At 43.2% G+C, this 13,238-nt stretch carries 7 protein-coding genes; all 7 read right to left on the reverse strand.

The annotated features are described in order from the left end of the window. Positions 1 to 261: 261 nt before the first annotated feature. A complete protein-coding gene (locus L2730_RS12300) occupies positions 262 to 2,184 on the reverse strand; it encodes a bifunctional diguanylate cyclase/phosphodiesterase (RefSeq protein WP_248974865.1) in 1,923 nt (640 codons plus the stop codon). An 8-nt stretch (positions 2,185 to 2,192) separates the two neighbouring features. Beyond that, positions 2,193 to 2,906, reverse strand: coding sequence for a transglutaminase-like cysteine peptidase (locus L2730_RS12305; protein WP_220738537.1), 714 nt, complete (start codon positions 2,904 to 2,906; stop codon positions 2,193 to 2,195). Positions 2,907 to 2,924: 18 nt separating this feature from the next. After that, entirely contained in the window at positions 2,925 to 3,530 is a 606-nt protein-coding gene (locus L2730_RS12310; RefSeq protein WP_220738536.1) for an OmpA family protein, read from the reverse strand. Further along, positions 3,527 to 4,936, reverse strand: a complete 1,410-nt coding sequence (locus L2730_RS12315) for a TolC family outer membrane protein (protein WP_020910607.1) — start codon at positions 4,934 to 4,936, stop codon at positions 3,527 to 3,529. Before L2730_RS12315 ends, L2730_RS12310 begins: the two co-directional genes overlap by 4 nt. Before the next feature lie 32 nt (positions 4,937 to 4,968). Beyond that, positions 4,969 to 6,351: an HlyD family type I secretion periplasmic adaptor subunit gene (locus L2730_RS12320; RefSeq protein WP_248974866.1), complete on the reverse strand. Its 1,383-nt coding sequence runs from the start codon at positions 6,349 to 6,351 to the stop codon at positions 4,969 to 4,971. Beyond that, positions 6,348 to 8,525: a type I secretion system permease/ATPase gene (locus tag L2730_RS12325; protein ID WP_248974867.1), complete on the reverse strand. Its 2,178-nt coding sequence runs from the start codon at positions 8,523 to 8,525 to the stop codon at positions 6,348 to 6,350. The genes L2730_RS12320 and L2730_RS12325 overlap by 4 nt, the downstream gene beginning before the upstream one ends. A gap of 95 nt (positions 8,526 to 8,620) precedes the next feature. Further along, on the reverse strand, positions 8,621 to 13,238 hold a 4,618-nt coding region (locus L2730_RS12330; RefSeq protein WP_283105724.1), incomplete at its 5' end, for an Ig-like domain-containing protein.

Genomic DNA, 13,238 nt, shown 5'->3' on the forward strand with positions numbered 1-13,238 from the left:
GTTGTAACTGGCAATAATAATGCTTGGGAGACTTGTCGAATAAAAAGTAACTTAGTCTAGAAATTTTAATATTGTTGTAAACTAACGCAATAGTCTAGCTTTTTGGTGGTAAGTGTTTACAAGTGTTGCTTGAATTGTACATGAGTCATGTTTCTACTTCATAATTATCTATTTGTGATTGATTTTGTTTTGATGAAGGCTGGCTATTTCTTAAAAAAGGCCTCTAATGAGGCCTTTATGGGTTTACTTATACAGTGCTCGCTATAGCTCTATATCGACAGGTGGCGAAACATAGCCCATATAGGCATTGGTCTTTAAAGGAACAAAACGCTCGAGCTGCTGTTTCTCTTCAATACCGGTAACTATCACCTCGATATCCAACCCTTTAGCTACATTAATCAGCGCGCGGCACAATTCACTACTATGCTCACTTTCATCATAATAGGCGAAAGACTGGTCGAGTTTGACGTAACTTGGTCGTAAGTTCTGTAAGTAGCTCATTGAGCCAAATTGGCGACCAAAATGATCAATGCCAAAATGTGCGCCGTTATCTCTAATGATTGTACACAGAGCTTCACAGGCTTCTGGGCTGCTATATACAGCTGCTTCTGGGATATCAAAACAGATACGTTCCCTTAAAGCTGATGAACGCAGTAACTTGTTAAGCCACTGGTGGAAATCTGTATCGTTAATACTTTCGAAAGTCAGGTTAATCGCGATAGGTTCAAAATTACGATCCAGCAGTGCTTTGCTACTGATGGTCTCTATTAGGCACTTATCAAGCAAGCTGCCTAAAGACAAAAGCTCAATGTAGGGCATAAATTGACCGGCGAATATATTCTTGTCACCAATTTTAAGCTGACAATAGAGCTCTCTTTGCAACACTGAGTCATTGCTATTGAGTAATATTGGTTGCCATTTGAACTTAAATTTACCCGCACTAATTGCACTGCTTAAATGTTCTCGCCACTGCTCACGAGTAAATAGTTGCTTTTCACTGGTCTCAAACCAGTGGAAGACTTTGTTTTCTTGCAGTGATTTTTGTAGCGCATTATCAGCCTGGGCTAAAATGTCACTTACCGTCATTTGCCCCTTACGCTCTGCAATACCAAGGGCAAACCCTTCATTAGGCTTACAGCCTGCTTTAGAAATCTCTTGGTTAATGGTGCGAATAAGTGTTTGTAGGTATTTACTGGTCTGCTCATGCTCTGAGCTAGTAATCAAAAATGCGAACTCATAGGCTGCGATACGTGCAATAACAGATATGCTAACGCCATCCAAATGTTGCTTCATCTTCTGTGATAAAAGTTTGATGGTCTCATCTCGAACTTGATAACCGTACTTACTGTGCACCTCTTCCAGCCAGTCCATTTTGGCCATGATCAGTGCACCGTTTTTAGGCTCACTTAGCCAGCCACTGAGTCTACCCATCATATATTGGCGATTAGGTAGAGTAGAAACTTGATCGACGAGGTTTTTCTTTCTGAGCTCACCGACCTCTTCATCGAGAGAACTGAAAATCTGCTTAAGTTGAGCTGACATACTATTGAAAGCTTGTACCACCGATTTTAACTCTCGGGTCTTAGGTACAGCCATATCAGGACCAAATTTTCTATTGGCAATCTCTTTGGCATGTTCTGCAATCTCATGCAGTGGTCTTAAAATCCAAGTTAAGCCGACGCGAGCGAGGATTATAGCGATTAAAAACAGTACTGAGAAAACCATAATCGCATTGGTCATTGTGCGCCATAGTTCATGGTAGCCAAAACCAGGGTGAGCAGTTATTTCAAGTCTAGCGAGTTGGATCCAACCCGTTGTAATGGTGCTTTCGCGGCGAATGGTTTTAAACAGGTCAAGGTCAATAAACCATTGTGGTACACCTTCAATCGTTAGTGGGTTTTGCCAAACCTGTTGCTTACCATCAACCAACCAGGTTAGTTTTACTTCTTGGTAATAGCCACCTTCAAAGATTACATTGATTAAGGTTTCTGCGCCGACGATGTCGCCAGCCTCTAAATCAGGTACTAGCATTATACCGAGAGAGTTACTGGTATTGTTGAGGTCGGACTCCATCTGCTTAGTAAGAAAGCTTTGAGTCTCGGTAAATTGCACATAACCTAAACTCGCTACTACTAGTAAAAACAGTGCAAACAGAAGTGTGTATATCTGTCGAAACAGTGTCATCTTGTTAACTACTCCAGTTTTAGTTTAGGTTGTTTTAGTCGTTCAACACCTAAACGATGCTTTAGGTCATTCCATTTCGCAAGTTTCGATGAAGAGCCTGCTAGAACGCCTCGTCCTTTTTCTTTATTTAGCCACAATTGTCGACCGTTAAAACTGTATACCGGTATAAGATCTTTACGCTGAGTTGCTGGTTTTATAGATTTATCAAGATTATCTAAAACGAGAGGAATAGAGGAGGGAGTTTCATAATACGCAAGCACCATATGGTACTGATTAACACTCGTTGCCTTAACCATGGTAATGCGTAATTTATCTTCTGAAACGCCAAGCTGCAGTAACGTGAAATACTTTGCGATAGAAAAGTCTTCGCAATCGCCACCACTAACACCAATAAATTCCATTGGTGTTGCCCAATAATTCTTATTTCCCCAAAGTTTTATATCGTCGACAAAATGAAAAAGGTTAAAAAAATTATTAACCATTAATATTTTATCGCTATCTTGTAACCCCTTAGCTTCATCAATTATTTTAAACCAAGCCCTAATGCGTTTTCCCGCCCGTTCTCCATATTGAGACTCTATGGTTTGGGTTATGTGGGCTTCGTCTAATTGCGGTATTGGGTCTGCATCTAGATAAAGTGAGGACACAGATAAAGCCAATCCAGTCAAAGTGAATTGGCAGACTTTTTTTAATTTTTGTAATTTATAAAGCCTGCCATTCATACGACGTTAGAGAGTCTCCTACTTAACCACTTCATCTACAGTATATATATGCCATTTCATATCAGCGGTGGTGTCATCACCAGTTAGCTCAGCGATAACTCGACGGTTAACCTTATGTGCTGCTGCGGTATGAGTGGGATCGATTGGGCGATCAAAACTATATCCTACAGCACTTAATCGAGATGATTCAATATCAAAGCGTTCGCTAAGCAAAGCGCTTACTGCATTTGCTCTGTTTTGCGATAACACTTGGTTATGCTCGTGGCTTCCGGTTTTACTACAATGTCCTTCAATCACGGCTTGTGTATTGGGAAATTTCTGCATAAAAGTAGCGATAATTTCGACCTGGGTATAATACACAGGATCGATGTAGTAAGAGTCATTGGCAAACAAGATTTTTAGCTCTTGACGCTCGTTAATCGGTTTGATTTTACCGCAACCGTAGTTATCAATCGTCGCTCCGAGTTCAGTTTCTGTGCAGCGCTCTCTGGCAACAATAACACCATCATGGTCGATGTCATTTAGATCATGTACCTGTTTCGTTGGTGTGTCCATCGATACGGTATCGCGCATTGAGCAGCCACCTAATATAGCGAAACTCAATAATATAATTAGGGTTCTCATTGCGGTACTCCTCCTTCGTAATCACGTTCACCTTGCCATACATCCGGACGCGTCACTCTTAATGAGTCAAGCAGCTGTCCAGTCGCATTCAGAACACGGTACTGAGAAACTATTTCATCGTACTCGGATTCCAAATAGTCTTTTCTAGCTTCAAATAGCTCATTTTCTGTATCGAGTAGATCCAGTAATGTGCGTTGGCCTAAATTGAACTGTTGGCTATAAGCGACTTGAGTGTCTTTTGCCGCAATGACATGATCACGAATGTACATTTTCTGCGGGGTAAGAAGCTCGTAAGCGTTCCAGGCAAGATTGACACCTTCAACCACTTGTCTATGAGCTCGCTGACGGATCTCTTTTGCTTCACCTATTTTGTAGGCCGCTTCTTTTTCTCGGGCTAAATCTCGACCACCTGCAAACAGGTTATATTTAACCCTGATCATAGCGACTAGGTCGTTGTTATGACCGCCTACATTTTGAAAAGTACCCGCTCCATCTTCACCATCAATATCATTATTCCAGTTACCATCTAGTTCTAAAGTAAACTTGGGGTAGTAATTAGATTGTGCTGACTCTCGTTCATTCTCAGCAGCAAAAATATCACTTGAAGCTGACTTCAAAATTGGGTGGTTCTCTTGCGCCATCATTACACTGGTTTGTAAGTCGACAGGTAACATATCTGCATCAGGTACTGGCACAATCATATCTTCTGGTTGCTGCTCTACAATACGAACAAACTGTGACTTGGCATCGTAGAAATTATTACGCGCAGAGATAACATTGGCATTAGCACGGGCTAGACGGCCGGTGATCTGTGATAGATCGGCGGTCGAGCCTAAGCCTGAATCGGTTCTCTGTTTAATTTGATCATAAATATCTTTATGGCTTTCAAGGTTTTTCTCGGCCAATGTAAGTACTTGCTCGCTGCGAATATAATTGGTGTAAACTTTAACAACGTCCAGTGCCATATCTTCGGCTGCAGCAAATAGTGCCCACTGCTCTGCACTTGCTTCAAAGCTATATCTATCAACTTCACTGCTGGTATAAAAACCGTCAAAAAGCATCTGCTTGATACTAAAACCCGCTTCGCCTCTTTCCAGCTCTATGACGCCATCAGAGTCGACTTCACCTTGTCCTGCTCGGCGACGAGTCGATGGGCTATTGGTTTGTTCCCAACCATAGCCTCCTGAGATATCTACCGTTGGCATATAACCGGCTACTGCTTGGTTGACTTGCTCTTCGCGCGCTTTAAAGCGGTTAAATGCGATCCGTATTTCAGGATTCGTATCTAATGTGTGCGCTACTGCTTGTTCCAACGTTTGGCTATAAGCCGCTGCTGGTAATATCAGCGCGCCAACGGCTAGTGCAATTGCACTTCGTTTTACCTGCCGTATTGTGCTGGTGTCCATGTTAACCCCTCCAGGTCGTTTTTTATTGGGCTTCAACGCTCTCGGAGCGCGGTATCTTTAGCCCGTAATATTGGATTAAGTATGTACTCTAAAACGGATCTCTGCCCAGTAATTACATCAACCGAGGTCAACATCCCTGGTATGATAGGCATTTCCGTGCCATCGTCCTTTGTTAAGCTAGAAAACTCCGTTCTAACTTTTACAATATAGAAACTATTACCCTCTTCATCTTGGGTTGTATCGGCACTAATATGCTCTACAACGCCGTCTAGCCCGCCATACCTTGTAAAGTCATACGCTGTGACCTTGACTATAGCGGGCAAGCCGGGATGCAGAAAAGCGATGTCTTTGGGGACAATTTTGGTTTCGATAAGTAGCTTGTCTTCAGAGGGAACGATTTCAATAATATCAACACCTGGCTGCACAACGCCGCCGAGGGTGTTGATATGCACAGATTTAATCGTGCCGTTAACGGGAGAGACTATCTCCGCTTTGCTAACTTTATCCTGTGCGCCCACTTGAGCTTCATTCATGCGCGATAATTTTGTTTGCATCTCATTTAATTGAGCGCGAGTATCAGCGGCAAAAATCAGTACAGATTCACGACGTTTTAATATCGCTTCATCCATGGTTGATTTTACTTTTGGTCGTAATAATCTTAGGGAAGAGAGTTCACCTTGAATGTCATTGACCACACGTTGCAGTTTAAGTAACTCAACTTCTGGCACAATTCCTTTATCTGCGAGTGGTCTTGTAAGCTCTAGCTCCCTAGATACCAGTTGGAAGCTGGTAGTCAGTGTTCTAATTTTTGAGGCAAGTTCTTGGATCTCTTGATTACGTTGCTGGATCTGCCTAGCTTGGATCTCGAGCTGGTTACTGAGGTTATCAATACGGCCGAGGTATTCTTCTCGTTGCCTCTTGGTTAGCTCTGGTTCATTGGTTTCTAATAACTGAGGAAATACCAAGGCTTGAGGTAATATTTTTACCTGTTCACGCCAATCAGTGCCGATGCTGGAAATGGTAATACTGTTCAACTCTGTTTTTAGTCGAATAACATTGGTTAGAAGGCTATTGACCTCTTGTTCCTGTTGCGCAAAGTCAGATTGAAAACGAGTTGCATCAATACGCGCAAGGGGCTGACCTTTAGTTACTATCAAACCTTCTTGCACGTACATATCTTGCAATATGCCGCCATCTAAACTCTGTATAACCTGTATTTGCGAAGAGGGAATTACTTTACCCATCCCTGTCGTTACTTGGTCTAACTCTGCGAAATAGGCCCAAATTAAAAAGGTGAAAGCCAGAGCTGTGAGTGCCCAAATGGTTAATCGGTGACTGGCTGGCGCATCAGTCATCATCGCGCCATAAACATCGTCAACCATCTCTAAATCTTGCGAGGTTAAATGCTTACTCATTTTTTTACCGCTCCTGCAAGCAACCCTTCATTGAGCTTTTTGAGTACGTCTGCTTTAGCGCCATCAGCAACAATGTGGCCACGATCTAACACAATAATGCGGTCAACCAAATTTAATAGATGCATTTTATGAGTTATCAGTAGCAGGGTACGATCTCGGCTAACATTGTGCATCGCTTGGATAAACTGTTTCTCTGCTCTAGCATCTAAACTGGCAGTAGGTTCATCCATCAGTAATACCGGAGGATCGTTTAAGGTCGCTCGTGCTAAAGCGATAGTCTGACGTTGGCCGCGAGACAGTTCTCGTCCACCTTCTCCAACTTGTTGGTCGAGCCCTTCAGATTCTAGGTTGGTAAACAAGTTAACGCCGGATAGCTGTACCGCTCTGATCAGTTGGTGCTCAGTCACTTGGCGGGTTCCAAAAAGGATGTTGTCGCGAATGCTGCCATGAAACAGGGTGATATCTTGTGGTAAATAGCCAAAGTTACGCCTTAAGTCGCTAGGGTGTATTTGAGCAGAATCGAGGCCATCATAGGTTATGCAGCCCTTACTCGGCTTAAAAAGACCGACTAAAATTTTAGCTAAGGTACTTTTTCCTGAACCATTACGACCAATGATGGCGACTCGCTCACCTGGCTCAATTTTTAATGACATTGGATGCAGTATTGGACGTTCAGAGTTTGGATAGCTAAAGCCCAAAGTATGAGCATTGATCTGCCCTCTAAGACGCTGACGGCTGACAAGGTGGCCTTTGCTTTCAAACTCATCTTCTTGGGTCATGATTTCGTTTAACTGACGCAGTGCACTGGCGGTTTGGTTACCTCGCGTCATAAGCCCAGCCAATTGAGCCATCGGTGATATAGCGCGGCTAGATAAGATAACCGCGGCTATGATCCCACCCATAGAGATAGCATTGTCAGCAACGCGGTAAACACCCAATATGACTACAAATATGACCGATGTTTGTACAACAAATGTGGCAACGTTTGTCACAGAGGTAGAGATCTTCTTTGCTTTTAGCTGCCAGTTAGCCGTATGGCCAATCATCTGCTGCCAACTTTTTTGCACTAGCCCTTCAGCACCGCTAGATTTTATCGACTCCAGTGATGATAAAGACTCGATTAGGTGGCCATGTTTGAGGCCTGAGAACTTATTGGTTTCTTCTATAGCAGCCTTTAATTTAGGCTGCATTATCAGGGTGTAACCAATGATGATGACACCGCCGACGAGTGGGATGAGCGCAAGATCCCCTGCAACCAAATAAATAATAGTTAAGAAAAATAGTGAGAATGGCAGATCCACTAAAGTGGTAATCGTCGCTGAGGTGAGAATATCTCTAATACTGTCAAATTCACCGAGTTGTTTTGCCATACCGCCGACACTTGGTGAGCGTTTTTCTAATGGAATACCAACAGCTTTGGCGAACAGTTTCGATGAGACAATAATATCAACCTTTTTGCCTGCAACATCAATTAAATAACTCCGTAATTGGCGCATTATTAGATCAAAAATGTAGGCGATTCCCGCACCAATCGCCAGCACCCATAAGGAGTCGAATGCAAGATTAGGCACGACTTTGTCGTATACATTCATGATGAATAGCGGTGATACCAGTGCAAATAGGTTAACTAAAACAGAAGCAATTAAAGCATCCCGGTAGATGGGGGCAGAATCTTTAAGTGTTTGCAGTAACCAGTGAGATTTATTTTCGTGCAGGTGGACATCAAAGCCCATATCGCCACGATATTCTTGCTTAACAAGAAACAGGTATCCGACATAAATGGCTTCTAGCTCTTCAATCGATAATGTCTGTTCACCACCGGTTTCTGGTAGCTGAATAATCGCTTTATCTTGCTCTATATCGAGCTCTCTAAGCAGGCAAGCCTTTTTATCCTTAAGTAACAATATGCTGGGGAGCAGAATTGGGGTGATTTCATTTAAACCTTTACGAGAAAGCTTAGCGGCGAGTCCTGCTCGAGCTGCTGCTTGTGGCAACAATTCAGGCGTTAAAACATGACCTTGCATAGGAAGGCCCGCGGCTAAAGAGTCGCTAGAGCAGGGGCTACCGAAATACTCAGTAAGCAAAACTAAACTATCTAACAGAGGATCGACTACAACTCGTTGAGAAGCCGATATCGTCCACTGATCAGTTTTCTTCGACGCTGATTCTGGCACCTTGGGGACTTATCCTTAAGATTTTATTATATATTGTTAGTATCGGTCATGATGGCCTATTTTTCCATAGGCCACCATTTCACTGTAGTGCTTGCTTAAGGTATGTGATTAAATCCTTGTACGTTAAGCTCATCAACTAATTTATCGGGTGCATTAACTGCGACTGCAAAAGGGTCTCCGCTTGAAGTGCTTACTATAAGCGCTCCTTCACCGTTACTACCTAATAACCCAGAAATAATATCGGCTTCACTAGCACCAAACGTAGCAAAGAGGTCAACACCGTCGAGAACTATGTGTTGATCAAATGTCCCATCTTGGTCGGTATCGATATTGATTGAAGTACTACCATTTTCATTGGTAAAACTAATGTATTGAGATAGTTCACTGATTGAATCACCTTGGAGGATATCACTAAGATCTAGCTTATCTTCCGCAAGGTTAAAATCGGTTATGTGATCTGTTGCGTCCGTGCCATTAACAGAACCAGCGCTCCATGCAAAAGTGTCTTCGCCTTCACCGCCAGTCATAGTATCGTCACCAAGACCACCGATTAGAGTGTCTTCACCAGAGCCACCGATTAGGGTATCGTTGCCACCTTGACCAAATAGAATGTCGTTACCGATCCCACCCTCAAGTTCATCTGCACCATCACTCGATTTTGCGACGTCAAACAGTGAAGCATTATCAGTGATAAAGGTGTGCACATCTTGAACTGTGACGCCGTTACTATCGACATTTGTTTCTTTGGCAACGAATGCTTGTAATGCAGTGAAGCCTTGACCATCAATGCCATCAAATTGCACGAGATCACCAAATATAATGTCGTTACCTAAACCGCCAGCTGCTTCATCATCACCTTGTAATAAGTTGGTTTCGCGGCCAAGAATTACGTCTGCGAGATTATCGACACTGATCTTTGCTCTAACCTGTCCATCTGTGTCATAGCTGATGATATCTTCTTCTTTAATGCTTTGCTTAATGCCTACGGCTTCAACTTCTGAATGGGCTGTTAAGTCTTCAAATGCGTCAGCTGGTATACCGTTACCATTATGGTGTCCATCAGTGATGAAATACGTAATGTTATTACCGACATTAGCGAGTACATCAGCACTTTCAAACCAATTTACTGCAGCATTAAATGCATTCACATAGTCAGTATAGCCGCCATTAGTAATTGCATTCCAAGCTGCATCTCTACCATTTTCTAATGCGGCGATATCAAGGTTTTTTATGTTGACAGATAAACTGAGTACAGCGGATCCAGAGAAATCAACAACAGCCACATTGACGACGCCTGAGTGTTGACCTGATGCTGATGCGAGCAGAGATTTAAATACTTCAATTAATTGTTCTTTTGCTGTATTTACTGCTGAGTCGCCCATGCTACCTGAAGAGTCTAAAATAAAGGCGATATTGTAATTTTCACCTTGTACTATTTGTATGCCTGACGTGTCACTGACTATGATGTCATGATCGTCAGTTCCGCCAAGGACGTTATCTCCGTCGCTGCCGTCCAAATAGCTGTAATCTCTATCTGGCAAAATATCAAAGTAAACAGTTGCAGTGTCTGTCAAGCCATCAGGATCTTGAATGGTATATTCGTAGCTTGCAGGGCCAGTGTAACCAGTTGTCGGAGTGAAGGTTACATCTCCATCAGCGGTTAGAGTTACAGTACCATTTTGTGCATTGCCGACACTTATAATTGAAAGCGCATCGCCATCAGGATCTGAGTCGTTTGCGATAATCGACTCTGCTGTGAAGGTAAACGGAGTGTCCTCAAGCACCATTACATCATTGGTGATAATTTGATCGCCCAAAGGTGTATAGCTGCCAATTTGTTGATCATTTTCGTCGAACTCGCCGAGTTGGATATCAAGTTCGTAGGCACCGCCCTGATCCCAGTAGATAATTTCAATGCTATGTGCACCTGGGTCGGTAATATCAAAATAGATATGGCCCTGTTCGCCGGGATAGCGTGTACTTGATGATTGATTGCGAGAAACTTCCGCAACAACTACGCCATCAATAACGACGGAGTAACCATCATCGGCTGTGACTTTTAATCCATAGGTGCCAGCATCTAGTTCTACAAAACCTCTCATATGTAAAATTGCATCATTGCTATTGCCTGGGTCATTACTCAAGCTGGCTGCATCATCACCCAGAAAATCTTGAAGATTTTTACCTGTACCTAAATTTCCATCGCCCCAAGCGTAAGTGAGTGTCGTAGCGATAAATGTTGCATTGGCTTCATTACTATTAATGTAGTTGCGCACCTGATTTACGTTAGATAGATTACCACCGCCAGCAGAGTCGTCATAGCTGTAGTAGTAGCTACTTAGCCCTGGCCCAAAATAATCATTGAGTGCAACAGGAGGTTCATTCTCATTAGTTAATTGGACATTAACAACCGCGGTATCCGTGAGATTGCTCTCGTCGGTAACGAGCACATTAAAGCTGTAATTTGTTGTTCCATTCGCATCGAGATCTTGATTGAGTGTAATCTGTCCGGTATCAGCATCTATGGTAAATAAACCATTAACTAAAGAGCCATCTTCAAAGCTATAAGTTAATGTACCGCCATTGTCGGGATCGTGTGCGGTTACGTTGCCTACGATAGTGCCTGAATTCAAATTATCTTGAGTGACGTTTAACTGGTAAACATCTTGATTGGCCTCTGTATTGGCTGTGTCGCTTCCAGATAAGAACTCAGGAGCGAAATCATGCTCGGCTACGTTAACTGTGACACTCGATTCAGCTGTTTGACCAGAAGTGTCGGTCGCAATGACAGTAATACCAGTAATCTGCAGATTATCTACATCAATGTTATGAGGCAGCTTTCCTAGTAACTCTGCATCAAGAACCACATCACCTTGTTGACCTGAGGCGATAGAGTCCCAATCAAGTGTCAGTTTGAGTAGATCTCCACGGCCATTCATCGACCCTATAAGCTTGCCATCCTCAATCCGCCATGTCATTGGTTGACGTATACCTTGGACAGAGATGTTATCTGTGTTCCCAAAGCTGAAGTCATTTAGCTCATTTTCACCCGCTTTAAATAGCAGCGTTTCAGTATCATTATCCGCAGCGGCAGAGAGCAGACTGGTTTCGCTTAAGCTTGCAAAGCCGTATGGCGTGATTGCAGTTAGAGCCGATGGTGAGTTCAGCGTTACGCTGAAATCATTGTCACTATCAACATCGCCGTCGGAGTCGATAATATCTACAGTGAAGTCAAGTGTTGTCCCTGACGTGTCAATGATAATGGTCTCGGTATTGATATTCTGTAAATTGAAATCGGTTCCATCAATCGCAGTTGATAACTCTAATAAATTGACATCAACTAAGTCTGAATTTGATAGGAAGGTAGCAAATTCAGCACTAGTTCCTGAGAAAGTAAATTCAGATAAAGCGCCGTTAGCATCAAGCCCTGAAACATAAAAAGTCGCAGTGCCGGTATATTCATTACCGTTATTGGTACTAAGAGTTAATGTGAGGTTTTTAGTGACAGGGTCGCTGAAGGTTAAAATCAGAGTCTCACCGTCGCTAATATCCTTACCTGAGCCGATCCCAATACCATTTGGACTGGTGTTAACTGACTCACTATTCCCATTGGAATCTTTTGCTGTTATAGAGCATTTTACAACATCATCAGCGCCCACTTCGCCTACGACGCTACCTTGTAGCAAGATGAATAGATCTTCATCGTTACCGCCTGGAATATTGCCTGTCAGGTTGGCGTTTGTTGCTACTATATCGGTAATAGGTTGCTGCAGATCTAATACATACTCGCCAGAATTAGGATCTACTGTCAATGTATATACGATCGATTGTTCTGTTCCTGCCGCGCCATACTCAGAGGCTGTATCGCTGGTATATGCAATGAGTACATCCGGATTACTTGGGTCAACATAGTAGTAGATTATTTCACCGGCAGTTGTGATACCTGAATCAGCAAAATATAGTTCACTACCTGGAGTGTCGCTCCAGCCCGTTACATTGCCTGTTAAATTGGCTGAATAATCTGAGTCAGCACCTTGAACACTGAGTTGACCAGTGTTGCTACCATTAGCATTGTTGACAACCAGATCATCTACTTGCGCCTCAGGTGCATCATCCTCGATGACTACATTAAAGTTTCCTGAGGTTGTACCGCCGTTGCCGTCATCAACATTCACCCCAAAGCTAACCGATAAGTTGTCTTCTGAAGTACCGTCTGAATGCTGTACAGGGGCGAGAAGCGTAACATCGTAGCCCCAGTCTCCTGAAGAGTTACCCGCTGGTGGCGTGAGAACCACTGACATGACTTCAAGATAAGAGCCTTCACCAACTGTGCCAACATAACCTGTCAACGTATTAGAGCCCGCATCCCAGCTCCACTGTACAGTTTCTCCGCCTGAGTACAAATCAGTTCCTGGCCCTGAAAGTGAAACGGTCAAAGTATCTGTGTCGGCGTCTTCAATGCTTATAATGCCACTGGCCGTCACTGAATTTGTTAAATCTGTATTTCCTGTACTATCGATAACCCCATCTGCAAGCCCCTCTTCGGAGACTCGAGAGTCTGTCACTCCTGTAATTGTTACATCATCGTTCACCGGGGTGACGGTAATGGTCAGTGTGGCAGTTTCACCGGTGTTCGTGGTGTAGGTGATCACCGGCACGTTGCCATTCCAATCGTCATTCGGGGTGAAGCTGTAGCTGCCAGTGCTGTTGAGC

It is taken from the genome of Shewanella kaireitica (assembly GCF_023284045.1).
GTDB classification, from domain to species: domain Bacteria; phylum Pseudomonadota; class Gammaproteobacteria; order Enterobacterales; family Shewanellaceae; genus Shewanella; species Shewanella kaireitica.